The organism is Collinsella aerofaciens ATCC 25986 (assembly GCF_964259375.1).
Taxonomy (GTDB): domain Bacteria; phylum Actinomycetota; class Coriobacteriia; order Coriobacteriales; family Coriobacteriaceae; genus Collinsella; species Collinsella aerofaciens_BO.
Window position 1 is genome coordinate 107,556 of sequence record NZ_CAXVJM010000005.1, and the last position, 21,161, is coordinate 128,716.

At 61.2% G+C, this 21,161-nt stretch carries 23 protein-coding genes; 1 reads left to right on the top strand and 22 read right to left on the bottom strand.

The features are described from left to right. From lepB to rpsP, 5 genes are read right to left on the bottom strand one after another with little or no spacing between them, the layout of a single operon-like run. Positions 1 to 564, bottom strand: coding sequence for a signal peptidase I (gene lepB / locus ACEXKH_RS03595; RefSeq protein ID WP_373573110.1), 564 nt, complete (start codon positions 562 to 564; stop codon positions 1 to 3). Between the two features lie 2 nt (positions 565 to 566). Continuing rightward, positions 567 to 1,325, bottom strand: coding sequence for a tRNA (guanosine(37)-N1)-methyltransferase TrmD (gene trmD, locus ACEXKH_RS03600; protein WP_373573111.1), 759 nt, complete (start codon positions 1,323 to 1,325; stop codon positions 567 to 569). A 10-nt stretch (positions 1,326 to 1,335) separates the two neighbouring features. Next, on the bottom strand, positions 1,336 to 1,827 hold the full coding sequence (rimM, locus tag ACEXKH_RS03605; protein ID WP_343007006.1) for a ribosome maturation factor RimM: 492 nt from the start codon (positions 1,825 to 1,827) through the stop codon (positions 1,336 to 1,338). Positions 1,828 to 1,861: 34 nt separating this feature from the next. After that, positions 1,862 to 2,107 carry a KH domain-containing protein gene (locus ACEXKH_RS03610; RefSeq protein WP_171021534.1) on the bottom strand — a complete coding sequence of 82 codons (246 nt, stop codon included), beginning with the start codon at positions 2,105 to 2,107 and terminating at the stop codon, positions 1,862 to 1,864. Between the two features lie 42 nt (positions 2,108 to 2,149). Continuing rightward, positions 2,150 to 2,491 carry a 30S ribosomal protein S16 gene (gene rpsP / locus ACEXKH_RS03615; protein WP_022094749.1) on the bottom strand — a complete coding sequence of 114 codons (342 nt, stop codon included), beginning with the start codon at positions 2,489 to 2,491 and terminating at the stop codon, positions 2,150 to 2,152. A 201-nt stretch (positions 2,492 to 2,692) separates the two neighbouring features. Here rpsP and dinB point away from each other — a divergent pair, with 201 nt between their 5' ends. Further along, a complete protein-coding gene (dinB, locus tag ACEXKH_RS03620; protein WP_373573112.1) occupies positions 2,693 to 3,946 on the top strand; it encodes a DNA polymerase IV in 1,254 nt (417 codons plus the stop codon). 101 nt (positions 3,947 to 4,047) lie between these two features. Here dinB and rsfS read toward each other — a convergent pair whose 3' ends face one another. From rsfS to ACEXKH_RS03705, 17 genes are all read right to left on the bottom strand, one after another. After that, the gene (rsfS, locus tag ACEXKH_RS03625) at positions 4,048 to 4,503 is read right to left on the bottom strand and encodes a ribosome silencing factor (RefSeq protein ID WP_260698852.1); all 456 of its coding nucleotides are present in this window, start codon (positions 4,501 to 4,503) and stop codon (positions 4,048 to 4,050) included. Positions 4,504 to 4,531: 28 nt separating this feature from the next. Beyond that, on the bottom strand, positions 4,532 to 5,065 hold the full coding sequence (yqeK, locus tag ACEXKH_RS03630) for a bis(5'-nucleosyl)-tetraphosphatase (symmetrical) YqeK (protein WP_349090464.1): 534 nt from the start codon (positions 5,063 to 5,065) through the stop codon (positions 4,532 to 4,534). Between the two features lie 87 nt (positions 5,066 to 5,152). Then, positions 5,153 to 5,830 (bottom strand): nicotinate-nucleotide adenylyltransferase, encoded by a 678-nt coding sequence (gene nadD / locus ACEXKH_RS03635; protein ID WP_343000541.1) that lies wholly within the window; start codon positions 5,828 to 5,830, stop codon positions 5,153 to 5,155. Positions 5,831 to 5,833: 3 nt separating this feature from the next. After that, positions 5,834 to 7,303: a GTPase ObgE gene (gene obgE / locus ACEXKH_RS03640; protein WP_373573113.1), complete on the bottom strand. Its 1,470-nt coding sequence runs from the start codon at positions 7,301 to 7,303 to the stop codon at positions 5,834 to 5,836. 85 nt (positions 7,304 to 7,388) lie between these two features. Next, complete coding sequence (rpmA, locus tag ACEXKH_RS03645) at positions 7,389 to 7,646, bottom strand: 50S ribosomal protein L27 (protein ID WP_089573443.1); 258 nt, start codon at positions 7,644 to 7,646, stop codon at positions 7,389 to 7,391. A 33-nt stretch (positions 7,647 to 7,679) separates the two neighbouring features. Continuing rightward, positions 7,680 to 8,054 (bottom strand): 50S ribosomal protein L21, encoded by a 375-nt coding sequence (gene rplU, locus ACEXKH_RS03650; protein ID WP_035138585.1) that lies wholly within the window; start codon positions 8,052 to 8,054, stop codon positions 7,680 to 7,682. 67 nt (positions 8,055 to 8,121) lie between these two features. After that, positions 8,122 to 8,934 (bottom strand): TIGR03936 family radical SAM-associated protein, encoded by an 813-nt coding sequence (locus ACEXKH_RS03655; protein WP_373573114.1) that lies wholly within the window; start codon positions 8,932 to 8,934, stop codon positions 8,122 to 8,124. Beyond that, positions 8,931 to 10,808: a TIGR03960 family B12-binding radical SAM protein gene (locus ACEXKH_RS03660; RefSeq protein WP_373573115.1), complete on the bottom strand. Its 1,878-nt coding sequence runs from the start codon at positions 10,806 to 10,808 to the stop codon at positions 8,931 to 8,933. Before ACEXKH_RS03660 ends, ACEXKH_RS03655 begins: the two co-directional genes overlap by 4 nt. 9 nt (positions 10,809 to 10,817) lie before the next feature. Continuing rightward, a complete protein-coding gene (locus tag ACEXKH_RS03665) occupies positions 10,818 to 11,747 on the bottom strand; it encodes a YcjF family protein (protein WP_373573116.1) in 930 nt (309 codons plus the stop codon). 18 nt (positions 11,748 to 11,765) lie between these two features. Then, entirely contained in the window at positions 11,766 to 12,992 is a 1,227-nt protein-coding gene (locus tag ACEXKH_RS03670) for an FtsW/RodA/SpoVE family cell cycle protein (protein ID WP_373573117.1), read from the bottom strand. Positions 12,993 to 13,001: 9 nt separating this feature from the next. After that, positions 13,002 to 15,071 (bottom strand): penicillin-binding protein 2, encoded by a 2,070-nt coding sequence (mrdA, locus tag ACEXKH_RS03675; RefSeq protein WP_373573118.1) that lies wholly within the window; start codon positions 15,069 to 15,071, stop codon positions 13,002 to 13,004. A 13-nt stretch (positions 15,072 to 15,084) separates the two neighbouring features. Beyond that, positions 15,085 to 15,651: a rod shape-determining protein MreD gene (locus tag ACEXKH_RS03680; RefSeq protein ID WP_349090429.1), complete on the bottom strand. Its 567-nt coding sequence runs from the start codon at positions 15,649 to 15,651 to the stop codon at positions 15,085 to 15,087. An 11-nt stretch (positions 15,652 to 15,662) separates the two neighbouring features. Then, complete coding sequence (gene mreC, locus ACEXKH_RS03685; RefSeq protein ID WP_373573119.1) at positions 15,663 to 16,604, bottom strand: rod shape-determining protein MreC; 942 nt, start codon at positions 16,602 to 16,604, stop codon at positions 15,663 to 15,665. Positions 16,605 to 16,682: 78 nt separating this feature from the next. After that, on the bottom strand, positions 16,683 to 17,714 hold the full coding sequence (locus ACEXKH_RS03690) for a rod shape-determining protein (RefSeq protein ID WP_006236061.1): 1,032 nt from the start codon (positions 17,712 to 17,714) through the stop codon (positions 16,683 to 16,685). 127 nt (positions 17,715 to 17,841) lie between these two features. Next, positions 17,842 to 19,137, bottom strand: coding sequence for a tetratricopeptide repeat protein (locus ACEXKH_RS03695; protein ID WP_373573120.1), 1,296 nt, complete (start codon positions 19,135 to 19,137; stop codon positions 17,842 to 17,844). A gap of 11 nt (positions 19,138 to 19,148) precedes the next feature. Then, positions 19,149 to 19,691 carry a peptidylprolyl isomerase gene (locus tag ACEXKH_RS03700; protein ID WP_373573121.1) on the bottom strand — a complete coding sequence of 181 codons (543 nt, stop codon included), beginning with the start codon at positions 19,689 to 19,691 and terminating at the stop codon, positions 19,149 to 19,151. 105 nt (positions 19,692 to 19,796) lie between these two features. Further along, entirely contained in the window at positions 19,797 to 20,951 is a 1,155-nt protein-coding gene (locus tag ACEXKH_RS03705; RefSeq protein WP_373573122.1) for a zinc ribbon domain-containing protein, read from the bottom strand. Between the last annotated feature and the right edge of the window lie 210 nt (positions 20,952 to 21,161).

Here is a 21,161-nt window from a genome sequence, read left to right on the forward strand (position 1 = left end):
TTAGTCGATAGCGCCGATACGGTTGAGCGGCCAGTAGCGTACAAGCGCCACGGCGATCAAGTCGGAGCGGTCGACCGGGCCAAAGTAGCGGGAGTCAGCAGAGTTCTCGCGGTTGTCGCCCATCACCCACACACAGTCGTCAGGGACGGTGTAGGGATAGCTCACCTGAGCGCCGGGGGCTTGGACCGAAAGCGGCCAGCTCATGCCAGTCGTATAGTCCTCGTCGAGTGCCTGGCCATCGACGACGACCTTGCCGTCCTGCAGGTCGACCGTCTGGCCGGCCGTGGCGATGACGCGCTTTACCAGCACGTCATGCTCGGACGCGGCATCGGGGTTGTGAAACACCACGATATCGCCCTGTTTGACGGGCTGTCCGAGTTCGAGCGTCACCTTCTGCGCCAGAATCTGGTCGCCGATCTCGATCGTGGACTCCATGGAACCGGTGGGTACCACAAAGGGTTCGACCACAAACGAGCGAATCAAGAAGGTGGCAACCAGTGCGATCGCGACAACCACGACCCACTCAAACGCACCCTTTAGCACGGAATGCTGCGATGGGACCATTCTCACTCCTCGCTCTGCGAATACGATGCGTCCAGAATCTCTTGCGCGTACGCGCGCTCCTCGGGCGTAAGGTGAGCCGTCTCAATAAGATCGGGACGCCAACGACAGGTACGCTCGATGGCGTTCTTACGACGCCAGGCATCGACCTTGGCGTGGTCGCCGCTTACGAGTACTGGAGGTACGCCCTCACCATTGAACTCGGCGGGACGGGTGTACTGCGCGTACTCAAGCAGGCCACCGTCCTCGGCGGTCGAGAAGGACTCGTCCACGTTGCTCATCTCGTCGCCCAAGGCTCCGGGAATGAGCCGTACGACGGCATCGGCTACGACCATAGCGGGCAGCTCGCCGCCCGTGAGCACGTAGTCGCCGATCGATAGACGCTCATCGGCATACGCATAGGCGCGCTCGTCGACGCCCTCGTAACGGCTGCACACAAACAGCAGGCGCTCGCTTTTGAGCAGGCGCTCGGCCACATGCTGCGTAAAGGGCTCGCCGCAGGGAGTGAAGAACACCACGGTGGGCTTGGGACCCTCGGAGCTGATGGCCTCGATTGCCTCGGCAATGGGCTCAACCTTCAAGAGCATGCCCTGCCCGCCGCCATACGGCTCGTCATCGACGGTGCGATGGCGGTCGTGCGTCCAGTCGCGCAGGTTATACGCCTTAAAATCAAAAAGGCCGGCCTTGCGGGCGCGGCCCAAAATCGACGTGGACATGACGGGCTCAAACATCTCGGGAAAGACCGAAAGGGTCTCGATCAGCATGCTGTCCTCCCTACTTGTCCATATCGATCAAGCCGTCCATAACGTGAACGGAAATTGTTCCTGTGTCGGGAAGATCGAGCACAACCTGCTCGATCACGGGAATCAGCACCTCGCCATACCGATCGCCCTCGACAACCCAAACATCGTTGGCGGGCGTCGACATGATCTCGACAATCGTGCCGAGCGAACCAAAGCGCTCATCGACCACCTCGCGACCCATAAGGTCGGTATAGGCGGCGTCGAGCGAATCGAGCTCAAAGTCGTCACGATTTGCCAGCACGTAGCATCCGGTGATGCCCTCGGCGGCCGTCAAGTCGTCTATGCCCTCAAACGAGACCAGATCGCCATCGCCCGTATCGGTAACGGATGTGACCGTGCAAAAACGGTCGCGCTTGAGCGCCGGCGGTGTCAAGGCGACACGCATACCCGGCTCCAATACAGAAGGAAGCCCCCGCAGCGGCTGCGCGAGGACCTCCCCCTTCCTTCCGTGCGGCTTTACCACACGGGCGATGTTTTTGTACTGGGACCTCAAGGTCCTAGCCCAGAACCTCTACCTCGACAGCAGTGTCGAGGCGAGCGGCCAGTGCACGGGCGAGCGTGCGAATGGCCTTGATGGTACGGCCACGACGGCCGATGACCTTAGCGACGTCATCCTCGGCAACCGAAACCTCAATCGTGGAGGCGTCGTCGCCATCGATGACCTCGAGGCTCACGGAATCCGGGTCGTCGACGATCTGAACAACGAGATATTCGACGAGATCGGCGATGCGATCTGAGAGCATTGCCTCACCCTCGAGCTGTGCAGCGTCAACCTCAGGCACGATTTACTCCTCGGCGCCCTCAGCGGCCTCAGCGGCAGCCTTAGCGGCCTCGGCCTCTTTGGCGAGCTGCTTCTTGGACTTCTTGACGACGGTCTCGGTCTTCTCGCCCTCGTTGGCGGCCTTGACCAGAGCGGCGACGGCGTCGGTGAGCTGAGCGCCCTTGGACTGCCAGTCAGCGATCTTCTCGAGGTCGAGGTTGATGGTCTTGGGGGCGGTCATCGGGTTGTAGCGGCCAACCTCCTCGATGATACGACCGTCACGCGGGGCGCGGGAATCGGCGACGACGACACGGTAGTACGGACGCTTCTTAGCGCCGTGACGAGCAAGGCGAATCTTGACTGCCAAAGGAAACTCCTCCAACCAAGCAGCTTTAGGCTGCAACTACAAACAAACAGTTGAACATAATACGCCATCGACGCGGGCAGGTGAAGTCCGTGAGACCAACTTCTTCGGTGTAGTCGAGGGCAAATCCATATCTTAGACAAGAATTCGCGATTTGCAAGCACATCCACGCACCCCACATGAGCTGCGCGGTATACTCATAACATGGAAAGACGCGAACATACATACGGTTATGAGGATGCTGCGGGCGTCACGCCGCCGCCTTGGACGGGTCCGGCGGTGGGCCTGATGGACCTCGATGCATTTTTTGCGAGCGTGGAGATGCTCGATCATCCCGAATGGCGCGGAAAACCGCTCATCGTGGGCGGAGACGCCGAGTCACGCGGCGTCGTGTCCACGTGTTCGTACGAGGCGCGTCGCTTTGGCGTACATTCTGCCATGGCCTCGGCCGAGGCGCGGCGCCTGTGCCCGCAGGCCATTTGGACGCACGGACACTTTGATCGCTACCGTGAGGTGAGCGCGCAGGTCATGGCGATTCTCGCCGACGAGACCCCGCGCGTTGAACGCGTATCCATCGACGAGGCCTTTATCGATATCACACCGGGCCGGTTTGCGCCCGAAGATCCGCTACTGGTAGCGCGGCGCATAAGCGACCGCGTTGCGGCGCTGGGGGTAACGTGCTCCATCGGCGTTGGGTGCAACAAGACCGTGGCCAAAATCGCAAGCGAGCGCGACAAGCCGTTTGGTCTGACCATTGTGCGCCCCGGTACGGAACAGCGGTTTATGGCCGCGCTGCCCGTGTCCGCCATGAGCGGAATCGGGCGTTCTGCCGAGGAGCGATTGCGCCGCATGCGCATCTATACACTCGGCGAGCTTTCACGCGCGCCAGAGTCCACCCTGGCTGCAATCTTTGGCGTGAATGGCGAGCGCATGCGTCAGCGTGCTTTGGGGCTCGAAGTATCAGAGGTCACCGGCCTGGATGACGAACGTGAAGTTAAATCGGTGAGCAATGAGCGCACCTTTGCGAAGGATTTGACTGAGCGTGGGGATATCGAGGCGGCGATCGCGCTGCTCGGCGAGTCGGTTGGGCGCCGCCTGCGCCGTCAGGGGCTGACGGGCGCCACGGTGACGCTCAAGCTCAAATACTCTTACGGCAGTGGACGCACGGCACAGCGCCGCTTGCCCCACCCCACCGACGACGAGAATATCTTTGTGGCCGTAGCGCTCGAGCTGCTCGACAATATCTGGCAAGAAGGCATGCACGTGCGTCTGGCGGGTATCGGCATGAGCGACTTCAACCACCAAGGCGGTATCCAAACCGACCTGTTCTGTGAAATCGATGACCGCGGAGCCCAATCCAGCGACCGCCGCGACCTCTCCGTCGCCATCGACGCCGTCCGAGACAAATTCGGCGACACCGCCCTATCCTTCGGCCGCCAATCCCGCTTCAACGATTAACCGCCTTTGGGCAAAAAGAAAACCGGGCAGGTGCGGAAAACCGCAACTGCCCGGCGAACGGTAGAGGGAAGCTCTAGAGAAGCCCCGTCCCAAATAGGGTTCTAGAGGAGGTTGAGGGGGAGCTGGGGAGCGTCGCCCCAGAGCTTCTCCAGACGGTAGAAGTCGCGTGCCTCGGGGGTGAAGACGTGAACGACGACCGAGCCGTAGTCCATGAGCATCCAGGTCTTCTGCTCGCGGCCCTCGATGGAGAACGGGTGCTCACCGCAAGCCTCGGCGACCTTCTCCTCGATCTCGTCGACAATCGAATCGACCTGACGGTTATTGGTACCGGTGGCGAGCACAAAGTAGTCGCACACGTCGGAGAGCTCGGTCAGATCGAGCACCTGCACGTCCTCGCCCTTCTTGTCGTAGGCGGCCTGCGCGGCGGCGCGGGCGACATCCTCGGCGGCGACACCGCTCGCGGACAGCGAGGCGGCAGTGCGGTCGGACGTGGCAACGAAGCTCTTGTGCTCCACACCTTCAAGAATCTGGTCGTCGGTCATGGTCTCGTCGGCCATGGAATACCTCTTTCTAGACGCACCCGAGCTAGCGCAGCTGGGCGTAATGGTTGTAAATCGTAATAGCCGTGGGATAAAGATAGCGCCCGGACTGGATCACATAGACCAGACCCTGTGCAAAACAGGAGAAGAACAACTCGTCAAGCGTCGACTCCCCCACCATCTTGCGCAGCGCGTGGGCATAATCACCATGGCGGTTGGGTTCGATGGCATCGGCAACAAAGACCACCATATCGAGCGGCGTCATGTCGCAGGCGCCCACGGTGTGACGGTCGACAGCCTGAAAGACCGCCGGCGACAGCTCGGGAAAAAGCTGCGGAAGCTCATAGGCGGCAACCGGTCCATGCAAAAGCGGCGTCGCGGCAGACGGAGAGCCGGCAATCTTAATGCCGTAATGCAGAGCGCGCGTGACCAGCTCGTCGTCGGAGAGCACCTTATCCCAGTCATGAATCAGGCCGGCGGCAGCGGCATTAAAGCGGTCGACACCGTATACCTCGGCTAGGTGCAGCGCGGTCTCGGCAACCCCGAGCGAATGCACGTAGCGCTTGCGCTTATCCTTCATACGCACATCGAGCAGCTCTTGAATGCGCTTGAGCAGCGCGCGCTCATCGCCCTCAAACTGATCCTCTACCGACAACGTAGACCCCCATCACTCAAAATCTTCTTGACCCAGATCGGTATACAGCCCGCGTTTTCGAATATAGCCGAGAACGGACTCGCTCGTAAGATAGCGCACGCTCATGCCACGGGCAACTCGCTTGCGAATGTTGGTCGAGCTGATCGCCAGCGCCGGAATCTGGATATAACGCACGTCAAACGGCAGGCCCGACTCTTTGATTCGTGCGCGAGCAGTATCGATGTCAAAGCCGGGACGTGTCGCAGCAATAAAGGTTGCCAGTTCGGCAATCTCATCAGCATTGTGCCAGGTCACAATATCGATAATCGCGTCGGCGCCCGTAATAAAGTAGAGCTTTACCTGAGGCGGGTAAAAGTCGCGAAGGGCATGAAGCGTATCGGCCGTATAGGTCACGCCCGGACGGTCGATCTCGAAACGGCTCGCCAAAAAAGCCGGATTCGCAGCGGTTGCGAGGACCGTCATGGCATAACGGTCCTCGGCAGGCGTCACCGGTTTGTCGAGCTTAAAGGCGGGAGAGCCGGCCGGCATAAAGAGCACGGCGTCCAAGTCGAGCGACTCGCGCGCCTGCTCAGCAGTAACCAAGTGCCCGTAATGAATCGGGTCGAAGGTGCCACCCATAATGCCAAGCCGAAACTCCTGCCCATCCTTGATAGGCAGCTCAGGCAGACCAATTCCACCGCGCAGCGACATGACTTACTCGCCCTCCGGGGTCTCGACATCGTCCGCGACTTCTGCCGCATCGACAACCTCGACGTCCTCGTCCGCAGCATCGGCTACGTCAAAGACCTCAACGGCAACGTCCTCGCCTGCGTCCTCAAGCTCCTCCTCGTACTCCGAGAAGTCCTCGGCGCCCTCAAAGTCAAAGGCGCGCTGGCAAATGCGGACCTCGTCGCCCGCACGGCAGCCGGCCTTCTCGAGCGCGTCGTCAACACCCATGCGCGCAAACTTATGCTGAAGGTAGATGACGGCTTCCTCGTTTTCCCAGTCGGTCTGGATGACCATGCGCTCGATGGCGCGACCGACCACGCGGAAGGCATGGGGCTCTTCCTGAACAATGCGGAAACGCTTCTCGCGCTGCAGGCGGCGGCGCTCCCACTCCTCGTCGCGCAGATCGACCGGCTCATCAGAGACCGCCAGCTCGGCGCGAAGCTTAGCCACCTGCTCGCCCACGGCAAGCATCAGCGTGTTGAGACCGGCGCCCGTCACGGCGGACACGGCAAAGAACATATGGCCATCGTCGAGCGCGGCGCGCTTGAGGTCGGCAATCTTGTCAGCCGTGCCCGGCGCATCGCACTTGTTGGCGACAACGATCTGAGGACGCTCAGAAAGCTCGGCACCATACTGCTCGAGCTCGCGGTTGATGATGCGATAGTCCTCGACCGGATCGCGATCCTCAAAACCGCCCGTCATATCGACGACATGCATGATAAGTGCCGTGCGCTCGATGTGGCGCAGGAACTGATGGCCCAGACCCTTGCCCTCGCTCGCACCCTCGATAAGGCCGGGGACGTCGGCAACGACATAGGAGTACTCACCGGCACGCACCATACCCAGGTTGGGCACGAGCGTGGTAAACGGATAGTCGGCGATCTTGGGTCGGGCGGCACTCATGCGCGCGATGAGTGAGGACTTACCCACCGAGGGGAAGCCCACGAGCGCGGCATCGGCCATGAGCTTCATCTCGAGCTCAATCCAGTGCTCCTCGGCCGGCTCACCCAGCTGGGCGAACGCGGGCGCGCGGCGCACCGACGTCACAAAGTGCGTGTTGCCCAGGCCACCGGCACCGCCGGGCGCCACGACAACGCGCTCGCCATCGTGCACCAGGTCGGCAATCTCGAACATCGGGGTCTGCGTCTCGGGATCGAGCTCGCGCACCACGGTGCCCATGGGAACCTTAAGGATCAGGTCCTCGCCGCTCTTGCCATTACGGCGGGCGCCCTGACCGTGCGTTCCGCGCTCGGCACGAAAGTGATGCTTAAAGCGGTAATCGATCAGCGAAGAGAGCTGAGCATCGGCCTGGATGACGACATTGCCGCCACGACCGCCGTCGCCGCCATCGGGGCCACCCTTGGGGACAAAGGCCTCGCGCCTAAACGACATGCATCCGGCACCGCCGTCGCCGCCGCACACGTTAATGCGGCTGATATCGGTGAACTGTGACAACAGAATCGCCTCCTACAAAAAAGAGGGAGACCCTTGAATCCTAAAACTCAAGTGCCTCCCACATATGTGCTCTATGAAGGGTGAATTACGCGTTCGCGAGCGGGCGTACGCTGACCCTGTGCTTGATACCCTTGTGGAACTCAACGGTACCGTCGACCAGCGCGAACAGCGTGTCGTCCTTGCCACGGCCAACGTTCTCACCCGGGTGGATGTGCGTGCCGTGCTGACGGACGAGAATCGTGCCCGTGGTTACCGTCTGGCCGGCGAAGCGCTTCGTGCCAAGGCGCTGACCGCGGGAGTCACGGCCATTACGGGAGGAACCGAGTCCTTTTTTGTGTGCCATTGTGTATACCTACTCTTTCGTTACGAGTGTAATCTACTCGGCGACGGGAGCCTCGGCAACAGCCTCGGCCTCTGCCTTGACAGCCTTCTTGGCGCGGGACGTAGCCTGGACCTTCACGATCTTCAGCTTGGTGAGCTGCTGACGGTGACCCTTCAGACGACGATAGCGCTTACGCTTGTGGAACTTGAAGACCAGCTGCTTCTCGCCCTTGAACTGCTCAACGATCTGAGCGGTAACCTTGGCCTTGGCCAGCTTGTCGGGATCGGTGACGATCTTCTTACCATCGTTGAGGAAGATGACCGGCAGGGTGACCTTGTCGCCCTCATTGCCCTCGATCTTCTCGACGGTGATGACATCGTCGGTGGCGACCTTGTACTGCTTGCCGCCCGTGTTAACGATTGCGTACATGTTTACTTGCCCTTCATGCATCAGTTAGTGCAACAGCCGAATATAGTAGCAGGCGATAATACCCCCGTCAACGAGTATGTGGAGCAAATCCACAAGTTCGCACAGGTATGGGGCTGACGAGTCGGCCCTCGTCGTCCTCGCATGCTTGATTCTGACGCTCGACATCGTAGGAGCAGATGGTCACGAGGTCTTGCATACCGGTGGAAACAATAGGTGCATCGACGCCCGGGGTCAAGCCCTGCAACAAAACATCAGCAGCAGAAAGCAAAATCTCCGGACGCATGGAGCCCTCGTTGTCGGCATGGGTGTCGAGCATGAGTACCAGATGGTCCGGACGCTCCCCCGCTGTGAGCTCATAGCCAACGAGCGTATGGTCCAGATCAAGTCGCTTGCTCTTTTTGCCGCGTGCATAGTCAATGCCATGACCCGCGCGCAGCGTGTCGATCGCGGCGCGTACCTCGTCGGCGCTCACGGGAGCCTCGGGGTCCAGGTGCAAGTCGATGCGGTACGACAGACGCGTAAGTTGAGCCGTCAGCGCCGGCGTGCGCACGTCGATGTAGGCGGCCTCGATAGGCGCCAGATCGGCAGGCGATGCCGCCGCCAGGCGCTCAAAGGCCTCGTCGAGCGCGACGAACTCGGTCATAAACAGGTCATACCACTCGCAGGTCGACGACGTTCCCACGGGCAGCGCCGACGAAAAGCCCACGCGCATATGCGGCGAGAAGCCCTGCGTTACGGCATAGGGCAGGCCCGCACGACGCACGATGCGCTCAATGGTATGGATTAGTTCCAGATGGCCCAGGTACTTGAGGCGATCGCGCTTGCCGTAGCGAACGCGCAGCCTAAAGAGCGTGGGGTTGTCGGTCAAGCGCTCACTCATGCGCGATCACCCATCAATACGTTCTTGGCGTGGAGCGTGGGACAGATTCCGCAGCCGGTGCACGACGTGCGGGTGCAATCGGGCGTCGTGACGCCCTCGAGCGAACGGCGGTATTCGCGCTCGAGGAAGCCACGCGAGCAGCCGGGGCTCACGTGCTCCCAGGGCAGGCGCCAGTCCAGCTCGTAGGGCAGGTGCACCAGCTCGTTGAGGTCGATGCCGTTTTTGGCAGCGGCCCCCTTCCAGTTGTCGAGCGAAAAGTGCTCCACCCAAGCGTCGAAGCGCGAGCCCGCACGCCAGGCATCAATGATGACCGGCGTCATATCGCGACCGGCACGGGAGAGCGCAGCCTCGATAAGCGAGGTCTCCGCATCGTGGTAATGCACGCGAACGGCACGGTTGCGCACGCTCGTAATGAGCAGCTTCTGGCGGCGCTTGACGTCGTCGTAATCGAGCTGCGGACACCACTGGAAGGGCGTTGCCGCCTTGGGGATGAACACAGAAACAGAGATAGACACCGAGATAGACCCGCGGCGCGCCTTGGGCACCACGGAGCGGCCGAGCTCCAACACGTGATCGGCCAGGTTGGCGATAGCCACGATGTCCTCGTCGCGCTCCCCGGGAAGGCCCATCATGAAGTAGAGCTTCATGCGGTTCCAACCGGCCTCGAAGGCGGCCTTGGCCGCGCGATCCAAGTCCTCCTCGGTCACGTTCTTGTTGATGATGTCGCGCATACGCTGGCTACCCGCCTCGGGCGCGAACGTCAGGCCGCCCTTCTTTTCGCCGGCGACCGACTCGGCCATATCAACGCCAAACGAATCCAAGCGCTGCGACGGAATGGACACGCGAATGCCCGTGTCCTCCAGACGACGGTTGAGCCTACCGAGCACGTCGCGGATGCAGGAGTGGTCGGTCGTCGAAAGCGAGGTAAGCGACACCTCGTCATAGCCAGTCTTTTCCAAGCCCTGGATCACCGATGACACGATCTGGTCGGCCGAGCGCTCGCGTACCGGACGATACGTCATGCCTGCCTGGCAAAAACGGCAGCCGCGGGCGCAGCCACGCAGAATCTCGATAGACAGGCGATCGTGGACGAGCTGCGCATACGGCACACACGACTGAGAAAGCGGATTGGTGGCACCAAAGTCCTCGACGACGCGCTTGTAGACTACCGGCGGGACGTCCTTGCCCTCGCGCGGCACGGTGTAGCCATGCGGCGAGCAGGGCTCGTCATGGCGCACCTCATACAGGGACGGCACATAGGTACCGGCGACCGTCGCGAGCTGCTCGACAATCTGAGCGCGCGAAACACCCTCGTCGCGCAAGCGGCGATGCAGCTGGCAGATCTCGAGCAGCGACTCCTCGCCCTCGCCAATGAGGATAGCATCGAAGAATGCCGCGTACGGCTCGGGGTTATACACCGAGGGACCACCGGCAACGATGATGGGGTCGTCCTCGGTACGGTCGGCAGCCAACAGAGGAATGCCGGCGAGATCGAGCGCTTCGAGGAAGTTCGTCACAGCCATCTCATGCGGCACGTGCATGCCGACGATGTCAAACGAGGCCACGGGCGCTGCGCCCTCGAGCGACAGCAGCGGAATCCCCGCCTCGCGCATGGCATCGCCCATATCGGGCCACGGCACGTAGCCGCGCTCGCAGGAGATGCCCTCGGCATGATTAAGAATGTTGTAGAGAATGGCGATGCCCTGGTTGGGCAGACCGACCTCATACACGTCCGGATAGATCATGCAGCAGCGATAGTCGGCATCGGCCTTTGAGAGCGTGCCCCACTCGTGGTCGATATAGCGACTCGGCTTTTCGACCTTGGCGAGCAAAGGCTCGATCAGATGAAAACAATCTTGGTATGGAACGCGCAAAAGAAACCCCTAAGCAGCGAGATCGGATGCATCCTCGAAAGGACTCATGGGACGGGTGGCACCGGCGACCGTGGTCACCAGGTCGCGAACGCGCGAGAACGTGGCGGCAGCGACCTCGTTGGCACGGCTGTAGTCCACATCGCGCTCGTAGAGCGACACGAGCGCGCGGCCCATGCCATAGGTACCCGCGGCGGCGGTAAGCGCCTTAACGACAAAGCCGATGTGCGGCGTCTGCTTCACCAATGCGCGGGTGACGGCGCGAATCACCAGACCGCCGGCGAGCACGCCCGCGACCTCATAGCCGCGCTCGGGCTTTATGCCGCGTCCAAAAACAGCTGCAAGCTCAAAGAGCATGCCCACCTGCGCCAGCGCTATCACGGGATAGTCGGCACCCGGCAAAAACACCAAGGCGCCCGTCGCCATGTTGGTGAGCGCGCACGAGGTAATGATGCGATTTGCCGCCGCGATGCGCATAAAGGCAAAGTTGGCGGCAAAAGCCGTCTCCTTGTTCGTACGATCGAGAATCCAGCGGGCAAGCGTCTCGAGCAGATAGGTCTTATCGGTCGCCGCCACCACGCCGAGCATGGGCGTAGATTCCTCAACGAACGGTACCTCGACGGCGGACTCGGCAAGCACGCACACGGGCGCGCCGGCAATCACGAGCTCCTGCACAGCACTCTCCAGGCGGTCGGATCCGCACGAGAGGACCAACACCACGTCGGTATCGGCCTTGGGAACGATACGGTCCTCCCCCAGGCGATCAACACGCACAATGCCCGAAGTCGTCTGCGGCACAAAGGCATCGCGCACCGTCTCGACCAAAAAGCGAGACGCAGTCGAATCAAGGTAAACCGAGACACGCACCGGTGTATCGGAATCCTTCTTAACAGACGCGCCCATCTTAAAAGCGCTGGTCAACTTATCTACGGGAATTTTCATGGCAAACCCCTCCAGCGGTTACGCGGCGCCCGAACGATGCCGCCATATGGATTGTACGATACCCACCGTCAGCAGCTGAATCATCATCGACGACGAACCAAAACTAATAAACGGCAGCGGAATACCGGTGATCGGCATCATGCCAATGCACATGCCGATATTCTCGAAGGTCTGGAACGCCCACATGCCGACGATACCCACGCACGATAGGCGCAAGAACAGTGACTCGCACTTAAAGGCAACGCGGATTGTCGAGAAGATCAGCAGCACGTAGAGGCACAGAAGCAAAAAGGAACCGCAAAAGCCGAACGTCTCGGACAGGAAGGCGAAGACGAAATCGGTGTGGAACTCGGGCAGAAAGCCGCCGGCCGACTGCGTCGCGTGGCCCAGGCCCTTACCAAAGAAGCCACCCGAACCGACGGCAATGAGCGACTGCTGCAGGTTGTAGGCATCATCCGAATTGGCATTGTCGGGGTCGATGAAGACCGTCAGACGGTTCATCTGATACTGCTTGATAAGCACGTCGTGGCCAAGGAGCGAATCAAAGACCGAGTCGAGCGCCAAGATGAGCGCAATCAAACCAACCAGGAGGGCCAAGGTCGACAGCACCCATTCGCGGCGTGCACCGCTCATGCAGATGACGATGGCACCCGAGACCAGCACGACCAGGCCCGAGCCCAGGTCGCCCATGGCGACGACGGCCAAAAACGGGATGGACAGCATACCGCAGAGCTTGACGTAGTCGCGAACGGTATCGATGCGGCCGTTGTATTGCGAGCCAAGCGTGGCGATAAAGAAGATGGTGATGAGCTTGGCGAGCTCAACGGGCTGGAAGGTCAGGCCGATACCGGGGATCTTGATCCAGCCCGTCATGCCCAGACCGCCCGTATAGGACAGGCCCGGAATCTTGGGCGAGAAGATCACAATAAGGTCAATGACGAGCAGCGCCGTCGAGAAATTGGAAATGCCACGCAGGTCGGTGCGCCAGACGAGCACCGCCAGCACCGCGCCAATGCCAATACCCAGCAGGTGGCGCGAGAACGAGGCATCGGCCTTAAACTGCGAGGCCGACCAAATAATGATGGCGCCATAGGCAACGAGCGCGATGGTAGCCACGAGCACACCGATGTGTACCTTCTGGCGGAACGTGCCGCGCGAGGCCGAGAGCTGCTTGTTAACGCGGTCTAGGCTGCTGCGGGAGCCGGTCTTGGTTGAGCGGAACAAATCCGCCGGCGAAAAGTCCATCGCAACCTCCTATCGAACCGAAGAATCGCCCGAAGCCGAAGAGGTATCGGGCTCGTCATAAATCACGCCGAGCACGTCACGCACGACATGCATTGCGGTATCTGAGCCACCGCCGCCCTGCTCCAGGATTGTAGCGATGACATACTTGGGATCATCGGCCGGTGCATAGGCGCAGAACCACGCGTATTCGTCCTCGCCGCTTTTCTCTCCCGTGCCCGACTTGCCGTATACCTGCGGCGTCAGGGTACCAAAGTGTGCCGCCAGGGACGTCGATGCCGTATAAATCACGTCGTGCATGCCGTTGCGAACAAGAGCCAAATCCGAATCGCTGTTGATCTTGGCCTCCAAGCGCTTCTTCTTGCCCTTGCCGTTGTACTTATAGGCATCACCGTCGCCATCGCGCGACACGGCAGACAAAAACACGTGAGGCACATACTGTTTGCCGCCGTTGGCAAGACCCATATAGGCGCACGCCATCTGCAGGGGCGTCACCAGGATGTCGCCCTGGCCGATAGCGATATTCGTCATATCGCCAGCGTTCCATTTGCGGTCCTCAGCAGAAGCATCGGTAAAGTACGACTCTTTCCACTCGGCGTCGGGAATACGGCCCGCGCCCTCACTCGGCAGATCGATACCGCAGGTCTTGCCTAGGCCCCAGCGACGAAAGACCTCCTGCAGGCCCTCGGAATGTTGCTCGTCATAGAAGAACGCCTTGCCCATGTCGTAGAAGACGGGGTCGCACGAGTTGGCGATACCCGACTGCAGCGTCATGGTGCCGTGGCCAGACGTCAGCCAGCAGCGCTTGCCCCAAGCCTTGCCCAGGCCCGTCCAATAGCCCGTGCAGTTGGTTGTCTGCGTTGAAGTGTAGGTTCCAAACTCAAGACCGGCCAGAGCAGAGAGCGGCTTGATGGTCGAGGCCGACATGTACTGTCCGCTAATAGCGCGGTTGAGCAGCGGATGCGAACCCTTGTCATCATTGAGCTCGGTCCATACGTCGTTTGAGACACCACCGATAAAGACGGACGGATCGAACTTGGGCTCGCTCGCCATGCCCAGGATCTCGCCATTGTTGGGATCGAGACACACCACAGCGCCGTTGCCGGCGTTGCTGTAGCCCGTGGTCTTGGCAAGTTCGATAGCACTCGCCAACGCCGTCTCGCAGGCTTGCTGAATCTTGAGGTCAAGCGTGAGCTTAATGTCAGAGCCGGCCTTGGCAGGCACGGCGCCGGCTTGTCCGGTCACGTTGCCCGAGGCATCGACCTTCACCGTCTGCTCACCGCGAATACCCTGCAGCAAGTTCTCGTAGTAGCTCTCGACGCCCGCCTGGCCCACGATATCGCCCGACTGGTACGTAATATGACCGGCGGCGCTATCGTTATCGCCCGAAGCCTTCTTGTTCTGCGCCTCGAGCTGCTCGGAGGTAATGGTGCCGGTATAGCCCAAAATGTGACAGGCCGTCTCGCCGTACGGGTACTGGCGCTCGGTGCGCTCGGCAATCTTCACGCCCGGGAACTCGCCGGCATGCTCCTTGATATAGGCAACCGTGGAGCGGCGCACGTCCGTCGCGATGGTATGCAGGCTCTGAGCGCCCTCGGAATTGTCCTGGATATTGCGCAGCACCGCAACGTAGGGCATACCGAGCACGTTGGCAAGATGGCGCACCAGCACGGTGTCATCGGCCAGGTCGCGATAGGCGACGACGGCAAGCGAGGGACGGTTTTTGACCAGCGCAACACCGTTGCGATCAAGAATTCGCCCGCGCACAGCCGGCGTGGTGACAGTGCGGGTCTGGTTGCTCTTGGCCTGCTTGTCGTAGTAGTCCGACGAGACCATCTGCATGCCCCACAGCTTGACGGCGAGCGCGGCAAACATCGCGCCCACGCCGGCGGTGAGGATGGAGAAGCGACCCTTGAAGGCGGTCGCGGCGGTATTGCCCTCGCCCTCAGTGGCGCGCGGGGCCGTTCCATGCTGCGTGTCGTAGGTAAAACGGGAATCGCCGCGGCGCATGATGACCAGCGCGACAACAATGGCCACGACCAGCACGATACCGGCGATGATAACCGTCATCTGGGAAGACATCTATGAGCCTCCCCTATTTGAGTTTGCGGGTCTTGGGCTTAAAGCGCATGCCCGTCTGATGACCACCGCGTGCGGAGAATCCGTAACCAGACTGCGGCACGACACCGGACATCAAAAACGGAATGGCAACCAGACCCGTCAGGATCGAAGACGGCAGGGCGTGTCCAAAAACAGCCACCACAAAGCTCGTCTCCAGACCCATAAACAGCAAGATGATGCTGTAGACCACGTTGATGGCAAGCGCGAAGGCGCCCACGGTGATACCGCGCGCGCTCGGGGACCCGCTCGTCTGACCGGCCGCGCTGTGCACCAGGGCAAAACTGCCCACCGTCAGCAGCAGCGACATAACGCCCACCGGAACGGCAGCGGAAAGATCATAGAACAGGCCACTGCAAAAACCGCAGACGACAGCCCGTGTGGGATCGCCCGAGAACACGCTCAGGCACACCAGGATAATCATAAAGTTGACGCGACCGCCCGCAATGGAGATCTGCGGCGCCAGGCCTGCCTGCAGCAGCACGCACACAATGGCGGCGATTACAAACGTGCGGGAGCTCGCCCCCTGCTCGTGTAGATCCATGGACATGCCCCCTATTCGCTCGAGCCGGAATCGGTCGTCTCGGACGTGTCGGAACTGTCATCCGAGCCCTCGTCCTTCGTCTTGGTCGCAGCATCGCGCGACGTTCCCTGCGGCGTACTATTAGCGGTGCTCACGTCCTCGTCCGAGGCCGACTGTTCGTCGGTCAACGAGGTGATGACGAGCACCTCCTCGTTATTCTCTGCCGTGGTCTGAGCGCGGACGACGATGGTGTAATACACATCGTTGGCCGACTTCTCCACCGAGGAAACAGTGCCGAGCGGCAGGCCCTTGGGGAACACGCCGCCAATGCCAGAGGTCACGATGATGTCGCCCACTTTGACGTCGGAGTCGACGCTCACGTACTCAAGACGCAGGGTGCCATCAGCCTGACCCTGCAGCATGCCCTGGGCGCGCGTGTCCTGCACCATAGCCGACACGCCCGAGTTCTCGTCGCCAATCAGGCGCACGGTAGAGGTCTTGGCCGATACCTCGATAATCTGGCCGATAACACCGGCAGAACTCGTCACGGGCATGTTGATGGTAAGGCCGTCGGCAGATCCCTTGTCGATGGTAACAGTCGAGGTCCAGGCATCACCCGACGCACCGACGATACGAGCAGCAGTCGACTTAAGGTTGTAGGTCGATTGCAGCCCGACCAGGCCCTCCAGGCGCTCGGCAGTCTTTTGAGCCTCGGAAAGCTCTGCGACCTTAGAGGTCAGCACCTCGTTTTGCTTCTTGAGGTCATCGAGCGACTCCTGCGAAGCCGTGAGGTTGGAGAACACGTTGCCGATCGCGTTGAAGGGAGCCGCCACGGCCGAGCCCAAAAAGCGCACCGGCGAGGTAATCGTCGTCACGCCCGAGCGCACGGCATGAATCGGCCCGGCCTCGCCCTCACGGATATAAAACGTGAGCAGCAACACCGAAATCAGGCTGAAAACAATCAACGGGCGCATACCCGTTGATTGTCGCTTGGTATTCAGATTTGGAGAGAAACCCGAAGATCGTGCCAAATGGAATCCACCTTTTGGAAATTAAGCATTGGTTTGGACGAAGCCACCGTCAAAGGCGTTGGCCTCGAGCACGCGGGCGCAGCCGTTTACGACGTTATCGAGCGCCGTGGGGCTGACGTTGACCGAAACGCCGGTCTCGTCGCGCAGGCGCACGTCGAGGCCGCGCAGCAGCGCACCGCCGCCGGTCAGCAGAATGCCGTAGTACATAAGGTCCGAGGCAAGATCGGGCGGCGTGGCGTCCAGAGCGTCCTTAACGGCCTTGGCCATCTCGTCGAGCGGCTTGTTAAGCGCGCGACGAATCTCCTCGCTCTCGATGCGCACGGTCTTAGGCAGGCCCGTGATAACGTCGCGTCCGTTGACCTCGACGTCGAGCTCGTCCTTGAGCGGCACGGCGGAGCCGACCTTGATCTTGATGTCCTCGGCTGTGCGCTCGCCGATAGCCAGGTTGTAGGCATCGCGAACATGGGTGAGGATAGCCTGGTCGAACTCGTCGCCGGCAATGCGGATGGACTGCGACACGACAATACCGCCCATAGCGATAACGGCGACCTCGGTGGTGCCGCCGCCGATATCGATGACCATGGAGCCCGTGGGCTCCTCGACGGGCAGGTCGGCGCCGATGGCAGCCGCCATGGGCTCCTCGATCAGATAGGCCTGGCGAGCGCCTGCCTGAATCGTAGCCTCAAAGACGGCGCGCTTCTCGACCGATGTGACGCCGGAGGGAACGCAGACGACGACGCGTGGACGCGGAGTCCACGGATAGCGCTTCTCGGAAGCCTTGTCGATAAAGTAGCGAAGCATGGCCTCGGTGACATCGAAGTCGGCGATGACGCCGTCCTTAAGGGGACGAACGGCCACGATGTTGCCGGGCGTACGGCCGAGCATTCGCTTGGCCTCGATGCCGACTGCCAGGATGCGCTCGTCGTTCTTGTCGATAGCGACAACGGACGGCTCGCGGATGACGATGCCCTTGCCGCGCACGGAGACAAGCGTATTGGCGGTGCCGAGGTCGATGGCGAGATCGCCCGCATAGCTACCGAAGAACATATCCATCAAAGAAAACAACGCAACTCCTGATGTGTTGGATGATTGCTGGAAAACTACTAGCCCATCATACTAGCGCAAGCCCGGCACCTCACTTGCGGTGAAGCGCCGGGCAGAGCCAAATCTCATAAGGTCACTACTGGTTGTCAGCGGCCGAGAAATCGATGTCGAGCGAGGAGACGGCCCAACCGATATGGTTGTCGGAGCGCACGAATTTAACGGTGTACTCCTGCTCGCCGCCCTTGGACAGCGAAGCCTTCACCTTGGCGGTGGTCTCGGTCATGGACTGATCCATACCCTCGATGGAGACGGTGGCGCCCTGCGGGATCGAGGAGATGATCATCGCCTTGGCGTCCTCGGACAGGCTCGAGGCCAGGCAGGACTCGGCCTTGGCGGTATCGCCGTCACCGGCAGCTTGGAACAGGTCGGTAATGACGGACTCCTGCGAGGGGTAGCCCATGCCGCGCGTATAAGCATAGCCAAGACCGCCGGCAGCGATCACGATGAGCAGAAGCAGCACCAGGAAGATCTTAAGACCCGTGTGGCGGTGGCGACGACGAACCTTGGCCTGCTTGCGGTCCTGCTGGACCATCTCGGACTCGGACAGCGTAAAGAAGCCGGTGTCAGAGGGGTCGGGCATAAACTGACCGGTCGCGCCCGTGGGATCGAGCGGGTCGACAGCGGGAGCGTCCATCGCGGAAGCCGGGGCCGTGGACATGGCCGTCTGGGCCGAAAGCGCGGCGAGCGAGTCGTGCACGCGGGCAAGCTCGTCTGCCTGCTCGGGCGTGAGCTGGTAGATGCCGTCGGCGGTAGCGGCGTTAAAGGCATCGAGAGCATCGGAGGGACGGCCGGCGGCGGAAAGCGCCTGGCCCATGCCGGCGTTGAGGGCGCGTGTATCGTCGCGCGGGCCGGCAAAGTCGATAGCCGTGCGGTAGGTCTCAACGGCGTCCGCGGGGCGGCCGAGCTTGATGAAGCAGCGGCCCAGATCGCCGAGGGCGGCGGCAGGAGCCGGGTTGGCGCCGTCGATGGCAGCCTGACGGAAGGCAGTGCCGGCGTTGGCAAAGTCGCCCGCCTGGAACAGCGCGTTGCCCAGACCCAGGTAGGCCTTAAAAGGCGTGGCGTAGGAAGCATCCTGGGTAGCTGCAGAGAACGCCTGGGCGGCCGTGGTGTAGTCGCCCACCGCGGCGAGTGCCTTGCCGCGGTTGGTGAGCAGGGCGCCGCGCTTGCCGTAGGCGCCGTCGTTGAGGGCGGCGGCGTAGGCCTCGGCGGCCTCGGCGTACATGCCAAGATGCATCAGGGCGTTGCCGCGCAGGTGGTCGGCCTCACCCATGATCTCGTTGGGAGTCTTTGCCGCGCCAAGCATCTGGGCGGCAGCGGAAAAATCACCCGCGCGATAAGCGGCGCGGCCCTGTTGGATCAGCTGGCTATTCAAGGAAGTCCCCTTTACTCGTGAACGATCTCGACATGAACGATCTCGTCGCCGGCGCGCAGCTGCGAGATGACGTCGAGGCCCTCGACCGTGGTGCCAAAGACGGTATAGCCGGAGTCGAGGTTGTGCTGGGCACCCAGGCAGAAGTAGAACTGCGAGCCCGCGGAATCGGGATCCATGGAGCGGGCCATGGCAAGCGCGCCGTCAACATGGCTGTTGCGCGGATTGGTGGCAAACTCGCCCTTGATGCAGTAGCCGGGGCCGCCGGTGCCGGGCATGCCGTCGGGACCCTCAAGGCCGGCATCGACATCGGCGCCGGACATATCGCGGGTATTGGGGTCGCCGCCCTGGATCACAAAGCCGGGCACATAGCGATGGAACTTAAGGCCGTCGTAGAAGCCCATCGTGGAAAGCTCGCAGAAGTTCGCCACATGGATGGGGGCGCCCTCACCGTCAAACTTGACCTTGATGGTGCCCTTCGACGTCTCGATCACCGCGCATTCGTCACCGACGAGCTGGTACTCGGGCGTATAGAGCTCTTTCTTAAAACCAAACATGTGGTTCCTTCCTCGTGCGTTTAAAGCATATTTGTACGAATTGTAGCAATAAGCACGGGCTTCCATCAATTGCGCACGCAGGTTATGCCGCCGGAGGGCAACAAATTACGAACGCTGCTGCGGCCTCCATGCGCTCACGTTAGCGTCGTACTGGTTAAGCGCGCTGTTGCCGCCTTGCGCGATGGGCGCCAGGATCTCGCTCTGACGGGCGCTCAGCGACTCGCCGTCGGGAATGGACAGCGAGATATCCCAGCTCTGGCAGATCACGTCGACACGCTCGTACATCCACTGGGCAAGCTGCTTTAGATGATCGATGTCCTCCGCATAGACCGTGTCGTCCTGAACCTTGAGGTTGTTGAGCTCATCCTGGGTCTTTTTAATCTGATCGCGCAGGGCATAGGCGCTTTGCGACAGTTCCTGACGTGTGGAGAGCGGTGTACGCAGATAGCCGTTATTAAACGAATCAATGACCTCGCCGATCTGATCCTCGTCGCTATACGACACGATGGTCTGGTACAGGCCGTCGAGCCTGGTGTAGAGCTGGTCGTCGGTTAAGACGGTCTCCTCCTGAACGACCTCGGACGTATCCTCTTGCTTGGACTCTTTCTCGGTGGCCTCGCCCTTTTGGCGCGACGGGAAGGTGGTCTTGGCGGCCTGGCCAAACTGGTCGTAGAAGCCGGGCATGACGCCCATGGGATCGGCAGTCACAAACCAATACGCACCACCGCACACGGCGGCGAGCACCGCGATGACGATGAGCGGTTTGGGGATATGGCGCTTGTGCTTGTGATAGGCATCCTCGTCGGGGTGGACCTTGCGCTTGGGCTTTTGCTTTTTGGGCTGGGCATCATCGCGCAGGGACACCGGCGTGGGGATATCGACCTTGGGGATGCCAAAGTCCTTATCGAAGGCAGGCAGCACGCAGGTCTCGTTGGGGTCGGCTGCGTCGGAGAGCACCGCGGCGGCAGATGCCGGCGCGTGGGGCACCTCGGTATCGATCTGCTCCTGCGTCAGGCGCGGAAAGCCGGCCGTGCGCCCTGCGGCCAGGTCGGATGCGGCCGCGTCCTCGGAAAGGATGCCTGGCGCGGGGCGTCCACACTTGGGACAGGTACGGTCATGCGGGGACAGACGTGCGCCGCAGCCGTCGCAGAACACGAACTCGGTATGCTCGGGGCCATCGCCCGGACCAACATATGCGTTGCAATAGGGGCAGAACGAGGCGCCGTCCTCGATGGTCTTTAGGCAATGCGGGCAGATCACGGCATCCTCTTTCCGAAGCAATTCAAACAATTGAGGTTAGAGCATAACATCGACACGGCCCCACAAGCGCAAGGCACCAATTCAACATCGCCAGGGTAGCTAATTTGGGACGGGGCTTTTTTAGCTACCCTGGCCGCCAATCGAACAAATAGAGCGCGTCGTCAGCCGGAGTAGCTAAAAAAGCCCCGTCCCAAATTAGCTACCCTGTGA

What these genes read in the sequence shown, in the direction of transcription:
- lepB (WP_373573110.1), bottom strand. Translation starts at nt 564, where the DNA reads ATGGTCCCATCGCAGCATTCCGTGCTAAAGGGTGCGTTTGAGTGGGTC.
- trmD (WP_373573111.1), bottom strand. Translation starts at nt 1,325, where the DNA reads ATGCTGATCGAGACCCTTTCGGTCTTTCCCGAGATGTTTGAGCCCGTC.
- ACEXKH_RS03610 (WP_171021534.1), bottom strand. Translation starts at nt 2,107, where the DNA reads ATGCTCTCAGATCGCATCGCCGATCTCGTCGAATATCTCGTTGTTCAG.
- dinB (WP_373573112.1), top strand. Translation starts at nt 2,693, where the DNA reads ATGGAAAGACGCGAACATACATACGGTTATGAGGATGCTGCGGGCGTC.
- rsfS (WP_260698852.1), bottom strand. Translation starts at nt 4,503, where the DNA reads ATGGCCGACGAGACCATGACCGACGACCAGATTCTTGAAGGTGTGGAG.
- yqeK (WP_349090464.1), bottom strand. Translation starts at nt 5,065, where the DNA reads ATGAAGGATAAGCGCAAGCGCTACGTGCATTCGCTCGGGGTTGCCGAG.
- nadD (WP_343000541.1), bottom strand. Translation starts at nt 5,830, where the DNA reads ATGTCGCTGCGCGGTGGAATTGGTCTGCCTGAGCTGCCTATCAAGGAT.
- rpmA (WP_089573443.1), bottom strand. Translation starts at nt 7,646, where the DNA reads ATGGCACACAAAAAAGGACTCGGTTCCTCCCGTAATGGCCGTGACTCC.
- rplU (WP_035138585.1), bottom strand. Translation starts at nt 8,054, where the DNA reads ATGTACGCAATCGTTAACACGGGCGGCAAGCAGTACAAGGTCGCCACC.
- ACEXKH_RS03655 (WP_373573114.1), bottom strand. Translation starts at nt 8,934, where the DNA reads ATGAGTGAGCGCTTGACCGACAACCCCACGCTCTTTAGGCTGCGCGTT.
- ACEXKH_RS03665 (WP_373573116.1), bottom strand. Translation starts at nt 11,747, where the DNA reads ATGAAAATTCCCGTAGATAAGTTGACCAGCGCTTTTAAGATGGGCGCG.
- ACEXKH_RS03670 (WP_373573117.1), bottom strand. Translation starts at nt 12,992, where the DNA reads ATGGACTTTTCGCCGGCGGATTTGTTCCGCTCAACCAAGACCGGCTCC.
- mrdA (WP_373573118.1), bottom strand. Translation starts at nt 15,071, where the DNA reads ATGTCTTCCCAGATGACGGTTATCATCGCCGGTATCGTGCTGGTCGTG.
- ACEXKH_RS03680 (WP_349090429.1), bottom strand. Translation starts at nt 15,651, where the DNA reads ATGGATCTACACGAGCAGGGGGCGAGCTCCCGCACGTTTGTAATCGCC.
- mreC (WP_373573119.1), bottom strand. Translation starts at nt 16,604, where the DNA reads ATGCGCCCGTTGATTGTTTTCAGCCTGATTTCGGTGTTGCTGCTCACG.
- ACEXKH_RS03690 (WP_006236061.1), bottom strand. Translation starts at nt 17,714, where the DNA reads ATGGATATGTTCTTCGGTAGCTATGCGGGCGATCTCGCCATCGACCTC.
- ACEXKH_RS03700 (WP_373573121.1), bottom strand. Translation starts at nt 19,691, where the DNA reads ATGTTTGGTTTTAAGAAAGAGCTCTATACGCCCGAGTACCAGCTCGTC.